27 protein-coding genes are annotated in these 21,404 nt (G+C 58.3%); 21 read left to right on the top strand and 6 right to left on the bottom strand.

Annotation, left to right across the window (positions count from 1 at the left end):
* Positions 1–61 precede the first annotated feature (61 nt).
* The 3 genes from ACVMDN_RS07505 to ACVMDN_RS07495 all read right to left on the bottom strand — a co-directional run bounded on the left by ACVMDN_RS07505 (position 62) and on the right by ACVMDN_RS07495 (position 1,854).
* Positions 62–487, bottom strand: a complete 426-nt coding sequence (locus ACVMDN_RS07505; RefSeq protein WP_225645966.1) for a DUF3775 domain-containing protein — start codon at positions 485–487, stop codon at positions 62–64.
* 405 nt (positions 488–892) lie between these two features.
* Positions 893–1,243: a DUF5335 domain-containing protein gene (locus ACVMDN_RS07500; protein WP_253587576.1), complete on the bottom strand. Its 351-nt coding sequence runs from the start codon at positions 1,241–1,243 to the stop codon at positions 893–895.
* Positions 1,244–1,452: 209 nt separating this feature from the next.
* A complete protein-coding gene (locus ACVMDN_RS07495; protein ID WP_253587577.1) occupies positions 1,453–1,854 on the bottom strand; it encodes a PCC domain-containing protein in 402 nt (133 codons plus the stop codon).
* Positions 1,855–1,868: 14 nt separating this feature from the next.
* Here ACVMDN_RS07495 and ACVMDN_RS07490 point away from each other — a divergent pair, with 14 nt between their 5' ends.
* On the top strand, positions 1,869–2,006 hold the full coding sequence (locus ACVMDN_RS07490; RefSeq protein ID WP_253587578.1) for a hypothetical protein: 138 nt from the start codon (positions 1,869–1,871) through the stop codon (positions 2,004–2,006).
* Between the two features lie 213 nt (positions 2,007–2,219).
* Here ACVMDN_RS07490 and ACVMDN_RS07485 read toward each other — a convergent pair whose 3' ends face one another.
* On the bottom strand, positions 2,220–2,780 hold the full coding sequence (locus tag ACVMDN_RS07485; RefSeq protein ID WP_253587579.1) for a type 1 glutamine amidotransferase domain-containing protein: 561 nt from the start codon (positions 2,778–2,780) through the stop codon (positions 2,220–2,222).
* Positions 2,781–3,352: 572 nt separating this feature from the next.
* Here ACVMDN_RS07485 and ACVMDN_RS07480 point away from each other — a divergent pair.
* Together ACVMDN_RS07480 and ku are read left to right on the top strand one after the other, a co-directional pair.
* Positions 3,353–3,838, top strand: a complete 486-nt coding sequence (locus ACVMDN_RS07480) for a DUF2267 domain-containing protein (protein WP_253587580.1) — start codon at positions 3,353–3,355, stop codon at positions 3,836–3,838.
* Positions 3,839–3,901: 63 nt separating this feature from the next.
* The gene (ku, locus tag ACVMDN_RS07475; RefSeq protein WP_456835395.1) at positions 3,902–4,771 is read left to right on the top strand and encodes a non-homologous end joining protein Ku; all 870 of its coding nucleotides are present in this window, start codon (positions 3,902–3,904) and stop codon (positions 4,769–4,771) included.
* Positions 4,772–4,887: 116 nt separating this feature from the next.
* Here the strand turns inward: ku and ACVMDN_RS07470 are convergent, their stop codons facing one another.
* Complete coding sequence (locus ACVMDN_RS07470; RefSeq protein ID WP_253587582.1) at positions 4,888–5,103, bottom strand: hypothetical protein; 216 nt, start codon at positions 5,101–5,103, stop codon at positions 4,888–4,890.
* Between the two features lie 333 nt (positions 5,104–5,436).
* On the opposite strand from ACVMDN_RS07470, the gene ACVMDN_RS07465 reads away from it, so the two are divergent.
* From ACVMDN_RS07465 to ACVMDN_RS07435, 7 genes are all read left to right on the top strand, one after another.
* Positions 5,437–5,616, top strand: coding sequence for a hypothetical protein (locus ACVMDN_RS07465; RefSeq protein WP_057836313.1), 180 nt, complete (start codon positions 5,437–5,439; stop codon positions 5,614–5,616).
* 131 nt (positions 5,617–5,747) lie between these two features.
* On the top strand, positions 5,748–6,167 hold the full coding sequence (locus ACVMDN_RS07460; RefSeq protein WP_253587583.1) for a hypothetical protein: 420 nt from the start codon (positions 5,748–5,750) through the stop codon (positions 6,165–6,167).
* Positions 6,158–6,619, top strand: coding sequence for a PRC-barrel domain-containing protein (locus tag ACVMDN_RS07455; protein WP_253587584.1), 462 nt, complete (start codon positions 6,158–6,160; stop codon positions 6,617–6,619). Before ACVMDN_RS07460 ends, ACVMDN_RS07455 begins: the two co-directional genes overlap by 10 nt.
* Positions 6,620–6,877: 258 nt before the next feature.
* Entirely contained in the window at positions 6,878–7,681 is an 804-nt protein-coding gene (locus ACVMDN_RS07450; protein WP_253587585.1) for a universal stress protein, read from the top strand.
* Between the two features lie 89 nt (positions 7,682–7,770).
* Complete coding sequence (locus ACVMDN_RS07445) at positions 7,771–8,199, top strand: Hsp20/alpha crystallin family protein (protein WP_253587586.1); 429 nt, start codon at positions 7,771–7,773, stop codon at positions 8,197–8,199.
* A complete protein-coding gene (gene lon / locus ACVMDN_RS07440) occupies positions 8,192–10,627 on the top strand; it encodes an endopeptidase La (protein WP_253587587.1) in 2,436 nt (811 codons plus the stop codon). Before ACVMDN_RS07445 ends, lon begins: the two co-directional genes overlap by 8 nt.
* 234 nt (positions 10,628–10,861) lie before the next feature.
* On the top strand, positions 10,862–11,482 hold the full coding sequence (locus ACVMDN_RS07435; protein ID WP_253587588.1) for an HdeD family acid-resistance protein: 621 nt from the start codon (positions 10,862–10,864) through the stop codon (positions 11,480–11,482).
* Between the two features lie 705 nt (positions 11,483–12,187).
* On the opposite strand, the gene ACVMDN_RS07430 is transcribed toward ACVMDN_RS07435, so the two are convergent.
* A complete protein-coding gene (locus tag ACVMDN_RS07430) occupies positions 12,188–12,973 on the bottom strand; it encodes a helix-turn-helix domain-containing protein (protein WP_456835396.1) in 786 nt (261 codons plus the stop codon).
* A gap of 303 nt (positions 12,974–13,276) precedes the next feature.
* On the opposite strand from ACVMDN_RS07430, the gene ACVMDN_RS07425 reads away from it, so the two are divergent.
* The 11 genes from ACVMDN_RS07425 (at position 13,277) to ACVMDN_RS07375 (ending at position 21,097) form a co-directional block, all read left to right on the top strand.
* Positions 13,277–13,507, top strand: a complete 231-nt coding sequence (locus tag ACVMDN_RS07425) for a redoxin domain-containing protein (RefSeq protein ID WP_456835888.1) — start codon at positions 13,277–13,279, stop codon at positions 13,505–13,507.
* A 299-nt stretch (positions 13,508–13,806) separates the two neighbouring features.
* Positions 13,807–14,115: a hypothetical protein gene (locus ACVMDN_RS07420; RefSeq protein ID WP_253587590.1), complete on the top strand. Its 309-nt coding sequence runs from the start codon at positions 13,807–13,809 to the stop codon at positions 14,113–14,115.
* 194 nt (positions 14,116–14,309) lie between these two features.
* On the top strand, positions 14,310–14,789 hold the full coding sequence (locus tag ACVMDN_RS07415) for a PRC-barrel domain-containing protein (RefSeq protein WP_225645949.1): 480 nt from the start codon (positions 14,310–14,312) through the stop codon (positions 14,787–14,789).
* A gap of 21 nt (positions 14,790–14,810) precedes the next feature.
* A complete protein-coding gene (locus ACVMDN_RS07410) occupies positions 14,811–15,461 on the top strand; it encodes a hypothetical protein (protein ID WP_225645948.1) in 651 nt (216 codons plus the stop codon).
* A gap of 185 nt (positions 15,462–15,646) precedes the next feature.
* Positions 15,647–16,303 carry a BON domain-containing protein gene (locus tag ACVMDN_RS07405; protein ID WP_253587591.1) on the top strand — a complete coding sequence of 219 codons (657 nt, stop codon included), beginning with the start codon at positions 15,647–15,649 and terminating at the stop codon, positions 16,301–16,303.
* A gap of 44 nt (positions 16,304–16,347) precedes the next feature.
* Positions 16,348–16,818 carry an Hsp20/alpha crystallin family protein gene (locus ACVMDN_RS07400; protein WP_456835398.1) on the top strand — a complete coding sequence of 157 codons (471 nt, stop codon included), beginning with the start codon at positions 16,348–16,350 and terminating at the stop codon, positions 16,816–16,818.
* A 149-nt stretch (positions 16,819–16,967) separates the two neighbouring features.
* Positions 16,968–18,872: a molecular chaperone DnaK gene (gene dnaK, locus ACVMDN_RS07395; protein ID WP_253587592.1), complete on the top strand. Its 1,905-nt coding sequence runs from the start codon at positions 16,968–16,970 to the stop codon at positions 18,870–18,872.
* Between the two features lie 43 nt (positions 18,873–18,915).
* Complete coding sequence (locus ACVMDN_RS07390; protein ID WP_253587593.1) at positions 18,916–19,503, top strand: nucleotide exchange factor GrpE; 588 nt, start codon at positions 18,916–18,918, stop codon at positions 19,501–19,503.
* Between the two features lie 49 nt (positions 19,504–19,552).
* Positions 19,553–20,464: a DnaJ C-terminal domain-containing protein gene (locus ACVMDN_RS07385; RefSeq protein WP_253587594.1), complete on the top strand. Its 912-nt coding sequence runs from the start codon at positions 19,553–19,555 to the stop codon at positions 20,462–20,464.
* Positions 20,465–20,471: 7 nt separating this feature from the next.
* Positions 20,472–20,753 (top strand): chaperone modulator CbpM, encoded by a 282-nt coding sequence (locus ACVMDN_RS07380; protein ID WP_456835399.1) that lies wholly within the window; start codon positions 20,472–20,474, stop codon positions 20,751–20,753.
* Between the two features lie 53 nt (positions 20,754–20,806).
* Positions 20,807–21,097, top strand: a complete 291-nt coding sequence (locus ACVMDN_RS07375) for a hypothetical protein (RefSeq protein ID WP_253587595.1) — start codon at positions 20,807–20,809, stop codon at positions 21,095–21,097.
* Positions 21,098–21,404 lie beyond the last annotated feature (307 nt).

Genomic DNA, 21,404 nt, shown 5'->3' with positions numbered 1-21,404 from the left:
CTTGTTCGATCAGCTTGAGCTAATCTCACGACGCTCCTCTCGGCCACCATGATCGTGCTCGTCAGGGCGTGGGCGCCTCATCGCCCCAGGATATTCCGAACTTGTCCAGGCCCTCAGCCAGGAAATCGCCCAACAGCGGTTCGCCGAGCAGGTAGCGCACGGTCTCCCAACGCGGGTTGCGGTATTCGCTTCGCCGTTCGGCCGCCTGGCTACGCAGATCTTCCCACTCGTCGATCGTGCCATCGCCCCGTCCGAGCCACATCAACGCGACAAGGTCGATCTGTTCGTCCTCGTTCAATGCCCTGATGAAGCTCGCCAGCTCGGCAGCGACAGCGTCGCAACCATCGTCCTGCAAAACGTCGACTTCAGCATCATCAGTAGGATTCGATCCGGACTCTTCATCGGCCGGCAGGTCCTTGACATCAAACTCATGCGCTTTTTCGATCAGAAAGCTGACCTTTTCGCGTGAAACGGTTAGCTCGGACATTGCTTGCTCCTTATTGGGGGCGTTTCGATCAACGCGCTGGGCCACGAGATGATCCATGGCGCCATACCGCGGAAATGCGCCTGCCGGCCCTCCCGAGCGACACGTTCCGCCAATCATCTATTGCGACCGATTGACAGATTCGTGGAGTTGAATGCCTGAGTCGGAGCTGTCTTCGTCTTGCAGCACTGTCAGGGCCCCTCGATCGCTTTCGACGGCTGAACCGGGCTGTTGCTGCGGCATCCCTTCCAAATTTCGCTTGTGCGAAGAGCCGCTTGAAACTATGACGCCTGAGCATATGCTACTTCTGTTTGAGCGCGTCCGGGCTCTCATCGCGAGCAGACGCCCGATTGGATAATCGCGGCATAAAGCATGAGCATTCGTTTATTTCTTTGAATTGGTGTAAGATCAGCCCGCCCTTACCGCAGACGGCGCCGGCAGCATCAGAGGATCTCTGAGGACGACGATCTGACGCACGCCGTCCGCGTCGATAACCTCAAGGCTGGACAACTCCAGGCCTTCGCCTTCGATGTATATTTCTCTCGGTTTGCGGATCAGATGGTCGTGTCCTTCGAGCACGAGCGAGATTAGGTCGTCCTTTGGATCATAGGAAACCCCAAAGAACGGTAGCCAGTCCGCCTCGACCTGATCACCGAGCTTAAGCGACGTCACCTCGATCTCGGCATGTTTGCCGCCCAGTGCTTTTGAAATGAGATCGAAATAGACGCTCCACTGCGATTTTTCGAGCTTCTTTGCCATTGTTCGGAGTCTCCGAGTTAGATTCCGCCGGATTCCCCACGCCAGTAACTGGCAGCCCGTTTCTACGCGTTGACAACGATCAACTTTCCACAAACTTTGCCATACCAACACAACGCATCCCGTCAAAGCGCAAGCTCAATCATCTCAAGAAGCGATCTCTGTTATCGCGCGATAGCAAAGTTCGGCGCCGTCTTTGGCGAAAGACGCCCTCAGGTGGTCGACTTCCGAGTGCGGCTCAAGATCTTGCGCATCAAGAACGACTGACTCAAAGCGCGATCAAACCCTCGATCACGAAAATGCAATGAATCAGTGGCAGGTTCATCCTCGGTCAGATTGAGGAGAGCGATCGCGAGATCGGGGCGCTTTTTCCGCCGCGTCTGCTTGACCGTTTCGTTGATCGCGACTTCCAGCGGCAGCCGCACTGCACCTGACAGAAAGTAACCACCGCGCACCGAGCCATCCCGCAGACCAAGCACTGTGTGAAGGTGACGGCTGGCCTTGCCGCTATCGCTCTCGGCCACATCGCCGATCAGGCTAAGGACATCGCAGCTCGTTGACAGCAGTGCGCTTGTAGCTCTTAGCCGCGAGGTCGAACCAGCCAACTTCGGCATGCACGAAGGCACCGATGGCCGTCACTGCGGCGCCGCTGACCTGCTCCTTGCTCGCGAAATCGGTGCTCGAACCGAACGCCTCTTCCCTGGTCGAGCACGAGGACAAAGGTGCGCTCCGAACCGACAGTGACGGACTTTGCTTTCATCTCTGATTCCTGAGCGCGTTTTGATCTAACGTCTGGCTGCGACTGCTCAGTTGATTGGCTCGAACGACGTCGTTCCCGCCATGGCGGTGAATTCGTATCTTTCGGACCGTTGTCATTGGCGCCTCCTGCGATTCCAAAGCGGGGCGCAAGCGGCCCCGGCGAGACGAGGTCGCCCCCCGCTTCGGCCACTATTGCACCACAACGGCCGACACACAGTGGCTAGGCTACGTTTCGCCTTACGTGGCGGCCTTCCTTGACTTCCTCGATGATCTTCGCGCTGAACGCTTCGAGGTCACCGGGGTTCCGCGAGGTGATCACACCCTGGTCGACTACGACCTGGGAGTCCTCCCATTTCGCACCGGCATTGATGACGTCGGTCTTGATCGACTTGTAGGACGTCATCATCCGCCCCTTCGCGATCCCGGTCTCGATCAACAACCACGGTGCGTGGCAGACCGCAGCGACGATCTTCTGGGCATCAAAAATCTCCTTTATGAACTTGAGGGCTTTCGGTTCGACCCGGAGCAGGTCGGGATTGATCTGCCCGCCCGGTAGCACGATAGCGTCGTAGTCCGACGATGAGATTTGATCGAGCGACTTGTCGACCTTCACCGTCCGACCCCAGTCCTTCATGTCCCACCCCTTGATCTCGCCAGTAGCCAACGAAATCACCTCGACGGTTGCACCCGCGTTCTTCAAACGGTCGCGAGGCACTTCAAGTTCGGATTGTTCGAAGCCATGGGTCGCCAGGATGGCGATCTTCTTGCCTTTCAGATCCATCAGGAAACTCCTTCAGAAGAGCTCTCCCCTATCAATCCGCTTTTCGCCCTATCGTTCCTGTGGCTTCAAACGCGGAATTTTTTATCTGATTGCGCTACGAAGCGATCGACTGTCCTGGCAGTGGCTAGATCATCACTCTTCGATGGCCGCGGTAGATGCTGTCCCATTGTTGCGTCGAGCACAAAGCCAACGGTCGCCGAAGTTTGGTTGCGCATGTGCATCTTTCCAAGTGGGTCCCCAGCGGCGGCTTATCGTCCACTCCCCTCAAGTACTTCTAGCCAACCCGGTTCAAAATTCCGAACGACAATGCTGATACTTGTCAATTGAGGATAGAAATAATTCACCTGTGTATCCGTGCAGCCTCGTTCCGCATTGAAACATTGACTGCGTCGCTTATAGACGGGCAAGCTTGGTGGGACCTAGAACTCTATGCAAGGCCGTCACTGCGCAGTGCTTACGGTTTGGGCGAATGCTCCGAATTGACACCCATCAAGGCGCCCTAGGCGGTCGCGCGCAAGATCTTAAAGCTTTGGGGGGCGTGACCGATCACTCGGGCGCGACCCGCATTTGGAATGTTCGCATTCAATCCGGAAGGTGTGACCATGAGCTTGACCGGCCTAGAAGTGTTTGACGAAACGCTTCACAAGACGAACACGTGGCTCAAAGAAATCGGAGGGATGCTGGGCTCTGATCGTCACGAGGCCTATCAGGCGTTGCGAGTGGTGCTGCATTGCCTCCGCGACCGCTTGACAACCGATGAGGCGGCTCATCTCGGCGAACAACTCCCGATGCTAATACGTGGCATCTACTACGAGGCATGGCGTCCGGCCCGGAAGCCGGAAAAGATTCGGTCGCGGGACGAATTCCTAGCCTGGATAGACACGCGTCTCCCCAACACAGCGCTCGTCAACCGCGAAGATGCTGCACGTGCCGTCTTCAAGACCCTTGAGAACCATGTCTCCGCAGGGGAAATCGGCCACGTAGTTCAGTCTCTGCCGAAGGAGATCCGCGCGCTTTGGCCAGTCACCTGGGCGTCGTCTGGCCCTGTCGCAAAGTAGACCGCCCAGCCAGACACTCGTTGCAACTAGCTGACAACGATAGATTTGCGAATGGAGAGGTTGATGGGTCCACGTGCTTACTGGAAGGGCTATTTGCGTGTGTCGCTAGTATCGTGTCCGATCCAGCTGTTTCCGGCGATCTCTGACCGCGAGAAAGTCCGATTTCATCTGATTAACAAGAAGACCGGGCACCGGATCAAATACTGCAAACTTGATGCCGAGACGGGCAAGCAGGTAGACACGCAAGACATCGTCATGGGCTACGAAGTCGGTCGGAGGCAATATGTCGCCCTCACCGAGGATGAGCTCAAGACGATCGAGATCGAAGGGACGCATACAATCGAGATCGACCAGTTCGTGCCACGAAGCGAGATTGACGATCTCTATTTGAGTCGTCCCTACTATATGACCCCGGCGGGAGAAATCGGCCGGCAGGCGTACGTGGTCATCAGAGAGGCAATCAAAAAAGAGGGTATGGTAGCGCTCGGCAGGGTCGTGCTCACGACGCGCGAACATGTGATGGCGGTTGAGCCGCGTGGCAAGGGCCTGTTGGGCGTGACGCTGCGATATCCCTATGAAATCCGGGACGAAAGGGATTATTTCGGTGATCTGCCAGAGGAGAGAGTACCGAGAGAAATGCTTGAGCTAGGGAGGAAAATACTCGCGATGAAGGCTGGTCACTTTCATCCCGAACAATTTGAAGATCACTACGAACGAGCCCTGCGAGCGTTAATTAAGAGGAAACAACGCGGCGAAAAGATCGATAAACTAAAGGAGCGGCCCTCGGCTGAGGTTATTGACCTGATGGATGCATTGCGCCAGAGCGCAGCAGATGGCCGCAGCACGCCTTTAGCGCATCATCAGCGTGTCACTAGAAGATCCAAGCAAGTCGCAGCGAAACGGTCGTCGATGCGGGCCAGGAGGGCAAGCTAATTGGCGTCGCAGCGATATCTGCGAGGGCACTTAGCATCGCCTCCGAAGACCATAGTGTCGGCGTCGACAAGCCCCGCGATGTGGCCTTGATCGATATCGCATGGCGGACGGGACCTTTACCGAGCACGACCGTCGGACGAGGGCCCGACGAAAGGCGGTGCGTTCCCTGTGATTTGTGTCTGCTGACGCAGGTCCGCCGCAAACTCACGAAGCTGCCGCGCGCGCCTGCCGTTGTAGATTCGCGCCTCATAATCCGTAGCCAGATCAGCAATCAAGGCCGATTCGGCCGCCTGGACATCTATCTCATCGATCCGCTTCTGAATGTCCTGCATGCAACGCCTCAACTCGCTTTGGCTTCAGTGACTGGCAACTACTAAGAGTCCAACGCAGTGGGCACTTCAGTATTTTTACGTAGCTGCCTGTCCGGTCGATCATCGAGGGAATTAGAACTTCTCGATGATTATCTTTCCTCTGGTCGCGGCGCGCTGCGCTACGAACCAAACGCTGGAGGCGGAACGATCCTCCGGTTTACCTTGCCTTTTGCCAAAGCCAGCCGATGGTGGTTAGAAAACGATTGGTCGGTTTTGACAACCGTCAATGCCCATTGAAGTCTCCTGGACTAAATTGAACTCTCATGGACTAAGCAGGAAATCCGGAGTGGCAAGATGCTGATATTCGGTGAACCTCGCCAACTTGATGATGGACTGCCACGCAAGACCGAGGATGACATCCAGCAGGAGTTGCTTGGACCTCGTGGTGTTCCCGGCAAGCCATCGCCGGCAAAAATGACGCCGCAACGCGCGAAGAAGACGCCGACATATCTGGATCCACCGCACACGGCCTAGCGTTGGTGATTTGCGCTCCACCATTCAATTCCCGCACAAACCTTGAGTCAACGCCAGGCCTGCCGTTCCTTGCGAGTACAATCGCCGACGCACGACGGCCGACGCCGGGTCCCGATCCAAGAGATAATACCATGAAGAGACCTCTTTTTGCAGTCACCGTCACCCTTGCACTTCTTGACAGCGCAGGTTTTGCCGCTGCCCAGAAGGCCGATACCGCCCAAGCTGATCTGACGTCGAGTCCGCAACAGATAATTAGCCGGGGACTTGGGTGCTCGTCATCACAGTCCGCGCCCGGCGGCACGCAACCGCAGGACGGCACCAAGCGTCCGAACTCGATGAACGCGCAAGCCCTTCCCAACAACGTCACCGATCAGGTGCCGGAGGTCACAAGCCTTCTCTTTGTGAAGCTGCCCGACCGGATCGTGTTGATCAATCCCGATACGAAACTCGTGACCGAGATTGTAGGGGAGCCAAATACCAGCGGCTCGAGCTCCGAGAACATCGTCGGTCGTTCGGGCTGTGGCGCCGGCACCGTACCCCCATGCTCGTAACGCGCAAACGCCTCTACGGCACTCGACGGAAGCCTCCCCAAGGAGGGCTTCCTTCGCCGTGGCTTGCTGCGGTTGCCGTTGTCCTCTGCTGTTTGCCGGGGCAATACTCGGCGGCGCAACCAGTCGGGCTTGTTACGCTTGACGTCAACGAGGTCGCGAACGGTTATCCCGCCGAGACGCTGAAGTTGAAGATAATCGTCAATGACAAGAATGAGACGATCGGGAAGATCAACGATTTCATCTTCAGCAAGGATGAACGTATCTTCGCCGTGCTTTCCGTGGGCGACTTCATCGGCGCCGGACCCCGCTTGGTCGCCGTTCCGTTCAACAGTTTGAAGCTGGACGATTCACGCGGCTTCATCGTGCTTCCGGGAGCAAATCGCGCGGCATTGGAGAAACTGCCTGTTTACCTGTACAACGCGCAACCTCGGGCATCCTCGTCCACGCGCTGATGCGGTCGCGCACCAATCAGTAGACGATGCCCGGCGCTCCACGAGCACGCAGCGAAGTATCCGCCCACGGGTCACGAAGGTTGAACGGAAATTGAGCGTTGTCAATGCGGAGCCCCGTTCTATTCGTAGTCTTGCATGATCGGCAGTATCCTCCTGCCGGTGCCCCCTCCCCGGGGGCTCCTCCCCCGACTTGGACCGCCGGCGAAATCCGAGCGGTCCTTCTTCTTCGGCGTGCTAGCGACGTCTTGCGAGGTCATCATGATCAAGGACATCTTGCTTCGGTTAAATGGAACAGCAGGAGACTTCGCGCGGCTGGCCGCTGTCAGGCGGATCGCCGCCGGGCTGCTATTCAACGTCTTGCCGGCGGCTATATCAGATTTGGTCCAGGATGCAGGGTCTAGCGGACCGGCAAAACTGCCGCACGATGCAAGGAAGGCCGGCGACGCCGTCGAAGCCACGGCGCTACAGCGGCTGGAGCGGTTGCAGCAACCAACCTTTTTCCGGCGGTTCGATGTGGAAGGCGAACGCGACGTCGCCGATACCGCTTCGCTCGTGCCGCCGATACCTTCGTGGCGCTTCGCCCTGAACGGCCAACCAAACGAACCGCGGGGTCTGATCGAAGAACTCCTCTATGGTGCGGGACGTCATCTGTTTCTTGTTCCGGACGACGAGAAAACCATGGCGCCCTCGATCACGTCGTGGTTGCCAGGAACGGAAGCCGGGAATCTGCGCGCTCTCTGTCCGAATCCCTCTCCTATCTGCAGCGAGCGAGGAAAGTTTGGCTTCTCGTGGTGGAATACGAGCGGCCGGCCCAGACCGATGGCCGAGGAGCAACGATGCCGCGCAGCATCTGCGGCATCACGGCATCAACGCGGTAAAGTATCGCGCGGTCGGGGAGGACGACGAAATTTCCGACATCGTGATCGAAGAGTGCCGGCGACTGGACGCCGACCTTCTCGTGATGGCAGCTATGGCCACTCGCGCTTGCACGTATTCTTGCCAGGCAGCACGACTTCACGACTCCTGCATCATTCACCGGTACCACTGGTCATCGCCCACTAGGACGATGCCGGATCGCTGCCGGTTGACGATCGTCAAGGTCACCTCTGGAGTTGCGTCATAGGCTCGACGGGCACGCGCACGAGGATGACATGGCCGCAGTCGATCCAGGAACTTTTATGTGGGCCACTGCCTGCGAAATGATTGAGCGCGCCGAGCGCTTGCATCGTCAATTCTTCCAGCCGATCACCGCCATCGCTTCCGCAGCCCGTTGGGAGCCGCCAATTGATATCATTGCGACGGATTCCGAGGCTCGAATAACGGTCGCTCTTCCCGGCGTCGACCGGGACGACTTGAATGTGACGGTCGACGATGATGGCGTTTCGGTCGTTGGCCTTCGCCGTCAGGGCACGATCCCGCGCGATGGCACCGCGGTCCGTCTCGAAATCCCCTACGGGACATTCGAGCGCCGGATTGCGTTTCCGACTAAGGGCCTACGGTTCGGTCAATCGGAATACCGCAACGGATGTCTCGTGCTGGCCTTCTTCAAGCAATCTATAGAAGGATCGATCGATGGTTGACGCATCCAAACGCGAATCCGGCACCACGACCGATCAAAACCCGGCTGGTGTGCCCGAGGATGCAATCATCATCTTACCGATTCGCAGTACACTGCTGTTTCCCGGTGTCGTGCTGCCTTTGACGATTGCCCGGCCGTCGTCCATCGCTGCCGCACAGGAAGCCGTCCGCAGCGGCCGCAAAATCGGTCTGCTGTTACAGAAGGACCCCACCGTTGAGGAGCCGGGGCCAGAGGATCTGCGGCACGTCGGTACGGTGGCCGAAATTCTGCGCTATGTCACTTCCGAGGCGACCCACTATGCGATCTGCCGCGGTATAAACAGATTCCGCGTCAAGGAATTTCTTTCCGGTTTTCCCTACATCGTAGCGCGCATCGAGGAAGTCGGCATATCAGAGGTGATGACCCCCGAGGTCGAGGCGCGCATGAATCTGCTCAAGATGCGCGCCCGGGAAGCGATCCAGTTGCTACCGAATCTGCCGCCGGAAATTTCAGCGGCGATTGAAGGTCTGGATTCGCCGTCCGTACTCGCCGACTTTCTCGGCGGCATCATCGATATTCCTGTAGGCGAGAAGCAGGATCTGCTAGAAACCTTCGACGTAACCCAGCTTCTCGACAAGCTGCTCGGCCTGCTGGCGAAGCGAATTCAGGTCCTGCAGCTTTCAAAGGCGATTGGCGAACAGACGCAACAGACCCTTTCGTCGCAGCAGCGCGAACACATTCTTCGCGAACAGCTTCGCCAGATTCAGAAGGAACTAGGCGACGACGACGCCAAGTCCATTGAACTGAAGGAACTCAGTGACAAGATCGACAAGGCCGGGATGCCGAAGGAGGCCGAAGAGCAGGCCAGGCGGGAATTGAAAAGGCTCGAACGCATGCCGGAGGCCGCGGCAGACTATGGGTTGACGCGAAGCTACCTCGAATGGCTGACCGAGCTGCCTTGGTCGAAGCTAGATCCGGAACAGATCGACATTGTCGAAGCGCGGCGAATTCTCGATGACGATCACTATGGCCTTGAGAAGGTGAAGCGGCGAATTCTTGAACACCTTGCTGTGCGCAAGCTCAATCCGGAAGGCAAAAGCCCAATCCTCTGCTTTGTCGGCCCTCCCGGCGTCGGCAAGACCTCGCTCGGCCAAAGCATCGCCCGCGCCACGGGACGCAAGTTCGTGAGATTGAGCCTCGGCGGCGTCCATGACGAAAGCGAAATACGCGGACACCGCCGAACCTATCTCGGTGCGTTGCCGGGTAACGTTATCCAATCGATCCGGAAGGCAGGAACGCGCAACCCGGTACTGATGCTGGACGAGATGGACAAGCTGGGTGCGGGATTTCACGGCGACCCGGCGGCGGCGCTGCTCGAAGTGCTCGATCCCGAGCAGAACGCGGCGTTTCGCGACAACTACCTTGCGATTCCCTTTGATCTCTCCAAGGTCATGCTGATTGGCACCGCCAACGTTATCGACAATATCCCGGCCCCGGTGCGCGACCGCATGGAAATCATCGAGATGCCGGGTTACACTGAGGAGGAAAAGCTGGCGATCGCCAAACGCTATCTCCTCGCGCGTCAACTGAAATCCGCTGGTCTAACCAGCGAGCAATGTGAGATCTCGGACGACGTCATTACAGCCGTCATCCGCAACTACACGCGGGAAGCCGGCGTGCGCAACTTGGAACGCCATATCGGCGCCATTTGCCGGCACGCGGCTATGCGGATAGCCGAGGCGAGCGTCACACGCTTTATCGCCGCGCCGACGGACCTTCCTGCCATTCTTGGGCCGCGGCGTTTCGAGCAGGAGGTCGCGATGCGAACTAGCGTGCCCGGCGTCGCTACTGGCCTCGCCTGGACTCCCGCCGGCGGCGATATTCTCTTCGTCGAGGCGGCCAGCATTCCCGGCCGGGGCAAACTGATCCTCACCGGTCAGCTGGGTGCGGTGATGAAGGAAAGCGCGCAGGCGGCACTCTCCCTCGTCAAGTCGCGCGCCATTGAATTTGGCATCGATACGATCGCGCTGCAGAAATCCGATGTCCACGTTCACGTCCCGGCGGGCGCCATTCCCAAAGATGGCCCAAGCGCGGGCGTGGCTATGTTTCTGGCACTGACTTCACTTCTGACCCGCCGCACGGTCCGGAGCGATACAGCGATGACCGGCGAGATTTCACTGCGCGGCCTAGTCCTCCCGATCGGTGGCGTGAAGGAGAAAGTGCTCGGCGCGCTGCAGGCCGGGATTACCACGATCATGCTCCCTGCCCGCAATCGAAGGGATATCGAGGAGGTCCCTGAAAATGCGCGCAACCGATTGCGCTTCATATGGCTTGAGCGGGTCGACGACGCGATTGATGCTGCGCTAAATCGCCCGCAGACGCTCGATCGCCGTTTCGAGGAAACACCACAAGTAGCGCCCGCGGAACGGCAGGCGGCGCGTTCCCGATAACCAGCATCTTCTGGAAGACACACCAGCCACGTCACCTATCTATGGGCTCTGCCGGTGATGGATCATCCTGCGACAGCGGGTACCCAGTGCCGCGGACTTTTCGAAAAGACTACCCGAGCCAAGCCACTGACGGGCGTCAATGCATCCCTTGGGCGCATGGAATAGGAGAATTATGGTGCGCAGGCAGCGACACTTCAATTTGGTCGGAAACTAGGTTGCACTTGGGAGAATGTCATGGCGAGTAGCACAGTTAATTCCGGCTTCGGCACCGAGTCCATCTCGGCGAGCGAGAATTTGGCTCAGAATTGGTGGCTGTTCCTGCTGCGAGGCATTTTAGGAATCCTTTTCGGCGTTGTTGCGCTGATCTTTCCGGGCCCAACGATGCTCTCACTGGTACTCCTGTTCTCGGCTTACACACTTGTCGATGGCGTTGCCGGCATTATCTCGGCCGTAAGGGCGATCCAGCGCAAGGAGGAGCGGTGGGGATGGCTGATCTTCGAAGGCGCTGTCAATATAGCTGTAGCCATCCTTGCCTTTCTGTGGCCCGGCATGACTGTTCTGGCCTTCGTGTTGCTTGTTGCCGCCTGGTCAATCGTCTCGGGCGCGTTGATGACGGCCGCTGCTTTCCGGCTGAGCGTCAGCCACGGCAGGTGGTGGCTCGTTCTGGGCGGTTTGTTGTCCGTCGGCTATGGAGCGCTTCTGGTCGCCACGCCGCTCATCGGGGCGATCGTTCTGACATGGTGGATGGGGGCCTATGCCATCGCATTTGGCTTCGCGCTTGTCGTCCTATCCTTCAAGCTGCGGCTCAGACAGAACCAACAGATCAACCGAACGGTTGCCCGAACGGCCGCTTAATAGAAACTGTCAACGGCATTAATGTAAGAATAGTGGATCGCCTCAGCGCGGTCGCGCGACCCAAGCCAAGTTCGGCCGAACAGACCCTTTTGATTCTAGACACGTCAACTTCATTTTTTGATTGCTTGTCCCTCAAGATGGTACCATGCCCTACGAGGCATAGCTACAATGTGACTGTGATCGATCACGAGGCCTACGACCGTCGATTGACGGTCGCACCAGATACAGGCGAGACGATCGTTTCCTTACGACGTGTCGATGCCCACGGGACGAGCTGTCTATCTCGACGACCGTGAGCTAGTCCGCCCCTGCATGGAGCGACTTTTGCGCTCGGCGAAGTTCGACTCCGTCACCTTCGAGCATCCGGCCGCGTTCCTCACAGTTGCGAAACCGATCGAGGCGAGTTGCCTCTTGCTCGATATCCAGTTGCAAGGCATGACGAACTGGGGCCCAGCAACGCCTCAGACGCGATCTCCGGTAATCGTAATGACCGCTTCGGGCGATCGATTTCCTTGAGAAGCCATACAGCGAGCGTGCGCTGCTGAGTACGATCGAGATGACCATTGCGACAGGCAGGCAGTCCGATTACAACGACGAGGTTGCGGACGCAGCACGGCGCGCGGGCGGCAGGTGGCTGACGGCTTGATGGACGGTCACTCCAACAAGGCGCTCGTGTACAATCTCGGTCTCGGCGATGGTCGAAGTTCACCGCGCGTATGATGGACCGGCTTGGCATGCGCGAGCTCGCGCAAGCCCTTCTTTTGAGAAATCACTTCGACGCTCAACAGGCTTAAGAGATAGAGTTAGGCCCCGGCTCCCTGGTTCGCCAATATGGTCTTCCAGCGCAGCGCGGTTCAGGATTTTGACCGTACGCTTGCCCGCCAGCCTAATAGCACCCCGCTGCTGCAGATTGGTGAAGGAGCGACATACCGTCTCGACCGAAACCGCGAGGTAGTCAGCGATATCGTAGCGCGAGACGGGCAGCACAACCTGTCCATCTTCGTCCGAGGAACGACGGTCGAGGGAAAGGAGAAAGGAACTGACTTTCTCGAGTGCGGTGACGCCGCCAACAATCATCAACTGGGCTTGGGACCTGCCTAACGCCCGGAAGGCTACGTCGCGGAGCTCGCGCGCAAACTTCGGATCACGCTCGGCCAGCTGTTCGATCCCCTCGCCGGGATAGCTTGCAAGCGCCGTCTCGTCCACAATCGCTTCGATGGCGACCTCGTCCCCGTCGCTTCTCACAAAGAAGAAGTCTCGGGGCAGCATCAGATCAAGGATTTGCCGCCGGCCGTCAGCTCGGAGCGCGCACCTGCGAACCGCCCCGGCAATGACGCAATACCATTGACCGGCGGAACTCACACTTCGCGGAATTTTCTGACCACGATTGCAAAGCACAATCTTGGCGAATGCATCTAGTTGCGTCAACGAATGGGCCTGCCTCGAAAGAATCCGCCGATAGTAGTCTGCCGCGTGCGCGCTTTTTTTCATGATTTCAACCCTTTTCGAAGGTCGTCGGCACTATCTGGCTTCATAAACAATCCAGGATGCCCCCGTTCCAAAGATTCGAGGGATTTGCGTACCGTAAAATTACGTAACGCCGGCCGGATCAGGGCGACGCAGCTCCGCAGCCATGTTGAAGATTTGGACACCACACAATTGACGGCAATCAACGAAGCAAGTGGCTCATTCCTCTAAGAAGCAAGTGGCTCATTCCTCTAAAACGGCATCGATTCAATTCGAGCCGCAAGTCACGTACCAGGAAGACGATGTCATTCACCCTGAGCCGCGGGTATCGCCGCGCCGAGCTTCATGCAGCATGTCAGCCCCGACCAAATGCTCACGTTGTCCGATCTCAGGGGCAAGACTGTCATTCTGGCGTTCTACCCAGCTGACTGGAGCCCAATCTGCGCCGATCAGGTGACGCGATATAACGATCTGCTTTCGGACTTTCACAAACACAGCGCGGAAACACTCAAATTTCCGTCGACGGAGTTCGGTACCACGCGGCGGCCTTCGCTGTGACCGGTGCATTTGCATTTTCCCTTGCTCGCTGACTTCGAGCCCAAGGGCGCAGTAACAAAAAGATGCAGCGCCTATCGTGATAGCGACGGCGTTTGTGAGCGTTCACAATTCGTCCTTGGCCAGCGAACGATCGCGTGGAGCTATTGCTGACCGGTTGCGCTCAATCCCGGCGAAGATGGCATTCCCGCGGACCGCCCCATGCTGGGATAAGTCTCCTTGAGTATAGCGACCATCAGTGACCATTTTGCGCTTCGGCTTGTGACGTCGTCGACCAAATGGAATCGAATTTCGAAGGATAGATGCGATTTGTCTTCCGCCCTTTTCCGCTAACCGAAGTTCATCCCTATGCCGAGGTCGCGGTCAAAAGCGCCGAATTTTCCGATGCGAGGGGCCTCTACTGTAAAATGCATGTGTTTCGAAACCAAGTAATTCTGAGTGTTCCGACGATCATGCCAATTGCCGAGAAGCTCAGGCTTTCCGAGACAATGATGCGCCATGTTCTCGACACGGGACAGTTCAGATGCAAAGTACGGCACGACTTCATGGGCGGTGTACGCGGTGGCGTAAACGGCACACCGACCCTTTTTCATCAATGGTGTCCGTCATGAAGGTCCGTTTGACTTCGCGTCCCTGACCTCGGCAATTCAAAGCCCCCTACAGCCGATAGCCATGCCTGACAAGCCAACAGGTCGACGTTGGACGTGCCCGAGCGATTAGCGGTCCGCCACATTGATAACCGTCATCGCCGTTGCCGGGATTGAGGGTTTAATTCTGCAGTGATGATCAAGCCCAGGAGATACCCATGATTGCATTCAACAGACTTGGAGCCTCTCTTGACTCTGACACCCGCACCGCATCGCCGCACTCACCTAGTCACGCCTTGGCAGCGCACAGGACCGCTCCCGACTGGATGATTTGGTTTGCGCTCGCGTCGATCACGGCATTGACTACCACTCCGGCACTTCCGCAGGCCGGCGTAAGTCTCATCAAGGTCGACTTCTCGGTTGTGGCCAATGGCTACCGCATGAGCAAGCTGCTCGGCAGCAACGTTATCAACGACAAGAACGAAAAGATCGGGACCCTCGATGATGTCATCGCGGACAAGAAGCAAGTGAACTTTGCTGTGCTGCAGGTCGGCGGGTTCCTCGGCGTCGGCGGCCGCCTGATAGTCGTGCCCTATGAGAGCCTCGCCATCGACGACAACGGACAAAAGATCACCTTGCCCGGCGCATCAAAGGAGGAACTAAAGAAGCTGACGGAATACCATTATAAATCGTCCTAGTCGGACAGGAGCGCGCGTCCGATGTCCGGACCTTCCGATGTCCTTGACCAGCTCCGCACACGAGAGGTGACGGGCGTCTTCCATTCCCGGAGAGCGCTCGACACCGCCGCCCAGGATTTGTTGTCCTCGGGATTTGACCGAGCCGACATCGACATCAGCGCCTCGCCCGATGAACAGCAACGGCGGCTAAACTATCAGGTTATTCCGGCCGCCGACCTTGCCGACATACCGGCAGCGGCGCGGAGGCCCTACGTAGGCGGAGACGATCGGCTTGGCCTCGAAGTCGTCACGGCCAGCGTGGTCGGCTGCGTTGTCGCCCTTGTCATCGCGCTCTATCTCATATCGCGCGAAATAACGCCACCGAGCGTTATCCTCGTTTCTGTCCTCGGCGGGATCGTCGCGGCCGCTGTTGCGATACGTCCGCTGCGACGGGTGATGCAGCGTGACCGGGTTCGCGGATTGGAACCTGCCGCCGAATGGGACGGGTTGCTGATCTGGGTACGGGTTCAGTCCCCGGAGAAGGAAGCTTTGGCACAGGAAATTCTGCTTCGCCACGGAGGAGAGGCCGTTCACATCCACGAAATCGATATCGCCAAAACGACCGACGATCTCCCGTTTCACTCGCTGCGGCCCGATCCGTGGTTAGGGAACGAACCCTTGGGGCGGCCATAGCTCATCGTTCGTTGGAGCCAGCATTGCGAAGCACTCTCGGGAAACGGCTTCATCGACCGCACAAAACCTTGTGAGGAAGTTGATGGTCGTCATGGCCGCCGCCATTGGCCAGCATAGATTCCAACTCTATCGTCAAAAATGATGTGAGACAGTTTACCGAGCCTCGTGCAGACCAGGAGAACAACATGAAATCCGACAGCGAAATAGAGCGCGATGTTCGGGACGAACTGAAATGGGATCCCGATCTGGATGCCGACGATATTGCCGTGTCAGTCAAGGATGGTGTCGTCACGCTAGCGGGGTTCACCCACAGCTACACCGACAGGCTTGAGGCCGAGACAGCCGCGAAGCGGGTCGCCGGTGTTCTTGCCGTCGCAAACGACATCGAAGTGCGGCTACCAGCGATCGACCAACGTCCGGATCCCGACATCGCCCGAGACGCAGTTGCCGCGCTGAAGTCACAACTGCCAATTTCCCACGACCAGATAAAGGTCATCGTCAAGGATGGCTGGATCACGCTCGAAGGCACGGTGGAGTGGCGATACCAGAAGACCACCGCAGACGCGGCGGTCCGCAAGGTCAAGGGAGTGAAAGGCGTCACCAACGTCATTACACTGAAGCCCAAGGTCCAGCCCACCGACATCCAGCGCAAGATCCAGGATGCCTTCAAACGAAGCGCCGAGGTTGATGCGGAGCGCATCAGCGTGGACGTGAGGGGCAGCGAAGTGGTGCTGGAAGGCACCGTTCGCTCCTGGATCGAGCGCGAGGAAGCCGAACGTGTTGCATGGTCGGCGCCCGGCGTCACAAAGGTCGAAGACCGGATTGTCGTCCGGCCTTACTAGTCCTCCCCAAGCCAGCAGAACTTACTCAAAGAAGGAGAATTGCAATGAGGTTAAAATCACTGGTCCCGTTTGGAGATGCGGGCGCATTGATGCGACCCGATTTCGGGCTATTCGGTCTGCATCGGGAGATCGATCGGCTTTTTAGCGAGTTCGCGCAAGGCATCGGCCCGAGCGGCAAAGCGAACATCGTGCCGAACATCGAAATTTCCGAAAGTGACAAGGCGATCGAAGTTACAGCCGAGATGCCCGGACTCGAGCGCAAGGACGTCGAGATATCGATCGAGGACGACGCTCTCACCATTCGTGGCGAGAAGAAGGTCGAAGATCAGCAGAAGGACAAGAACGTCCAGCACAGCGAGCGCAGCTACGGCGTGTTCTATCGCGTGCTGCAATTGCCTTCCGGTATCGACCCTTCGAGCGTTCAGGCAACCATGTCGAACGGTGTGCTGAAGATTACGATTCCGAAGCCTGCCAAACCGGAGCCGAAGAAGATCGAGGTCAAGGAAGCCGCCTAGCCCCGCGGCTGCGGGGCGCGCAAATCGTTCTCCTCCCGGCGCATTGCGCGTCCCGCTCAACCTGCTGATGCGAAATCACACCAACACATCTGGCGGTCGACGACCGCTCCGCAACCGAGCCAGCGCGACTACATCGAAAGGAGCCAGTCATGGCGAAAGCAATCGGCATCGATCTCGGGACCACCAATTCCTGCGTCGCCGTGATGGAAGGAAGCAAGGCCAGGGTCATTGAAAACGCCGAGGGCGGCCGCACGACGCCGTCGATGGTCGCTTTCACCGATGAAGGTGAGGTCCTTGTCGGGCAACCCGCCAAGCGGCAGAGCATCACCAATCCGGAGAACACCGTCTACGCCATCAAGCGGCTAATCGGGCGGCGCTATGACGATCCGATCACCGCGAAAGACAAGGGTATGGTTTCTTATCACATCGTGCCCGGCGACAACGGTGACGCATGGGTCGAAGTGAGGGGCAAGAGGTACAGCCCAAGCCAGATCAGCGCTTTCATTCTGACCAAGATGAAGGAAACTGCCGAAGCCCATCTAGGAGATAAGGTAACGCAGGCTGTAATAACCGTGCCGGCCTATTTCAACGATGCCCAGCGTCAGGCAACCAAGGACGCCGGACGGATTGCCGGCCTCGAGGTACTCCGTATCATCAACGAGCCGACCGCGGCCGCGCTTGCCTATGGCCTGGACAAAAAGGGCAGCGGAAAGATCGCCGTCTACGATCTTGGCGGCGGCACATTCGACGTTTCCATCCTTGAGGTTGGAGATGGCGTGTTTGAGGTGAAGGCTACCAACGGCGATACCTTCCTCGGTGGCGAAGATTTCGACAAGCGCATCATCGACTATCTGGCAGACGAATTTCGCAAGGAGAACGGCATCGATTTGCGCAAGGATCGCCTTGCACTACAGCGGCTCAAAGATGCCGCCGAGAAGGCCAAGATCGAGCTCTCGAGCGCCACCCAGACCGACGTCAACTTGCCCTTCATCACGGCCGACCAGAACGGGCCGAAACATCTCAATATCAAGCTCTCCCGGGCGAAGCTGGAGGCGCTGGTCGACGATCTGATCGAGCGCACCGTCGGACCCTGCAGGGCAGCGTTGAAGGATGCCGGGCTGCAGGCGTCCGACATCAACGAAGTGGTGCTGGTTGGCGGCCAGACCCGCATGCCGAAAGTGCAGGAAACCGTTCAGAACTTGTTTCAGCGTGAACCGCACAAGGGCGTCAACCCGGACGAAGTGGTCGCGATCGGCGCCGCAATTCAGGCCGGCGTGCTTCAGGGCGACGTCAAGGACGTGCTGCTGCTCGACGTGACGCCACTTTCGCTGGGCATCGAGACGCTGGGCGGCGTTATGACCAAGCTGATCGACCGCAATACAACCATTCCGACCAGGAAGAGCCAGGTATTCTCAACTGCGGAAGACAACCAGACGGCGGTCACCATTCGCGTCTTTCAGGGCGAACGGGAAATGGCAGCCGACAATAAGCTGCTGGGGCAATTCGACCTCGTCGGGATTCCGCCGGCACCCCGCGGCGTGCCACAGATCGAAGTCACCTTTGATATCGATGCCAATGGCATTGTCAATGTCTCCGCCAAGGACAAGGCCAGCGGCAAGGAGCAAAGCATTCGGATCCAGGCCTCCGGTGGTCTTAGCGAGGCGGATATCCAGAAGATGGTCAGGGAAGCCGAAGCCCACGCCGAGGAGGACAAGCGCCGCAAGGAACTCGTCGAAGCACGCAACCAAGCCGATGCGGCGATCTACAGCACTGAAAAGGCCCTGAAGGAATCGGAATCCAAGATCCCTGCCAATCTCAAGAAGGAGGTCGAACAGGCAATCTCCGATGCAAAGCAGGCCCTCACGGCCGAAAACCCGCAATCGATTCGCCAAGCGACGGATCGTTTGCAACAGACCGCCGCCAGGATCGGCGAGGCACTGAACCGCGCCGCCTCGCAAGGCGCCGACGCGCAGGCGTCGTCGAGCGGAAGCGGTTCTTCCGGTGAAGACGTCGTCGATGCCGAATTCGAGGAAGTCGACCCGCGCGACCGATGAGCATCGTGAAGCGCGAACTCGCACATGAAAACAGGCGAATGACATGGCAACAAATCCCGTGGACGAGGATCCTAATAGGGCGCAGGCGAATAGCCGCGAAACGCAGGTGAATAGCCGCGAAACGCAGGTGAATAGCGTCGAGACCGGGAGCGGCGATCTCGAGGTCGAGAATGAACTTTTGAGGGAACGTTTGATGCGCGCGCTCGCCGAGACCGAGAATACCCGCCGGCAAGGCGAGCGGCGCACAGAGGAGGCACGGAGGTACGCTATCGCGAGCTTCGCCCGCGAACTGCTGCAGGTGGTCGACAATCTGCGGCGGGCGATCGGTGCCGGCAGTAACCGGGCTGACACTGGCCAGCAGGATCCATTGATCGAAGGCGTGACAGCAACTGACCGCATTCTGACGGAGGTCCTGAAGCGGTTCGGCGTGGAGGAGATGAAGGCGCTGGACGCACCGTTCGACCCCGAGAAACACGAAGCTGTGCTGGAGATCGATGCAGCCGGGCAGCCGTCCCGCAATGTGGTTCAGGTTCTCGAGAATGGCTACACGCTGCACGATCGTCTACTGCGGCCGGCGCGCGTCGCGGTAGCCAAAGCTCGACAGCCATCTCCGCAGGCAACACGACAGTGAGGCGGGCTGCGCGCGGCCCAACCGCGTACAAAAGGAACGGGAGCGGATATTGGCTGCAGACCCCTATGCGACACTGGGAGTAAAAAAGGATGCCACGCAAGCAGATATCCAGAAGGCCTATCGCCGTCTCGCGAAGAAATCGCATCCTGACCTCAATCCCGGCGACAAGGCCGCCGAGGAAAAATTCAAGGAACTCTCCGCCGCCTACGATCTGTTGAACGATCCGGAGAAACGCGCACGCTTTGATCGCGGCGAGATCGACAGTTCGGGCGCTGAGCGACCGAGGCGGCGGTACTATCGGGATTTCGCCGATCAGGACGGCTGGTCGACCTACACCAGCAATTCCGGTTTTGCCGATTTCGGCGACTTTTCCGGTAGCGAGGATATCCTCTCGGAGATTTTCGGTCGCGCGGGCCGCGGCGGCCGCAGACGGGGCCAAGATGTCCGCTATCATATCGACCTCGCCTTCCTCGATGCCGTCAACGGCGGCAAGCAATCGCTTGTGCTTCCCGATGGATCCAGGCTCGAGGTCAACATCCCCCCGGGTGTGCGAGACGGCCAGACACTGCGTCTGAAAGGCAAAGGCCGTCCGGCGGCCGCCGAAGGTCAACCCGGCGATGCCCTGATCGAGATCAGCGTTCAGCCGCACCCCTACTTCACCCGCAAAGGCGACGACATCTATCTGGATCTACCGATCTCGCTGAAGGAAGCGGTGCTGGGCGCAAAGATCAGCGTTCCTACGCCGAGCGGGACGGTTACGGTGACGGTGCCGAAATGGTCGAGCACCGGTCGCTTGCTCCGGCTCAAGGGGCGCGGCGTTCCGCGTCCTGACGGAGGCAAGGGCGATCAATACATTACACTGAAGCTGGTGCTGCCGCAAAAGCGGGATCCGGAACTCGAGAAATTCGTCGCCCGATGGCAGCCGGCCACGGAAAGCCCGCGGCAGTCTATGGGGGTTTGACATGCAAATGCAGGAATTCATCGACCGATCACATCTCGACCTCCCGACACTAAATGTGTGGATCGAAGCGGAATGGCTTGTCCCCATCGCTGCCAAAAGAAGATTGGACTTTTCTGATGCCGAACTTGCGCGGGTGCGCTTGATCCAGGACCTCAAGGCCGATTTCGGCGTTAACGACGAAGGCATTTCGATAATCTTGCACCTGCTGGATCAGCTGCACGGGCTGCGTTGCCTAGTTCAGGATATCCACACCATGGAGACGCTGGATCGCAGCAAGCGTGGCGGCTGAAGCCGCAGAAAACTGAACAGAGCCAATCCTGCGTTCAAAAAAAGGAACGACTGATGCCAATTCCCAAGGGCCTCGGTTCGTGGCTGGTCATCACTCTATTGTTGTTGCTGCTGGCAGCCGCCGGTTTCCTTGCAAATGAGGGCTTGCGCCTCGGAGATGCCGAGGTACCCGCATCGGGTTACATCGCCATGGCACTCGGCGTGACCTTCTCGCTTGTCCTCGGCTTCGGACTCATGGCCCTGCTCTTTTACAGCAGCCGCAAGGGGTACGACGAACCTGCCGTGCTGATTAAGGACCCCAAGCCAGAAGCCGATTCAGCGTCACCCGCCTCGGATTCGAAGTAGCAAGCTTCGGATTCAGAGCAGCAATCTTGCGCCAGCGCGGGACGTCAATCAAGCCGGCCGATCGGCTTCTGCGCTTGTGGCGAAGGAACGCAACGCCTACGCTATCGCCATTGACCGACCCAGCGCACAGCGCCGATAGGCCCTTATGAGGAAAGCAGAAGAGCAAATTCTTTCGAGTTCAGACCTCCAATCGAAGCCCTCACCGTTAGATGCCGGGCACAATCGCAACGCAGATTAGCGAGATCGACAAAGCAGTCTGCTCGTCTACGCAATTCATCAGCACCATTGCTGGGCTCGTCGTAATCAT

This window comes from Bradyrhizobium sp. USDA 4510, assembly GCF_054059095.1.
The sequence above is the reverse complement of the archived record's forward strand: the minus strand, read 5'-3'. Positions and strand labels throughout refer to the sequence as shown.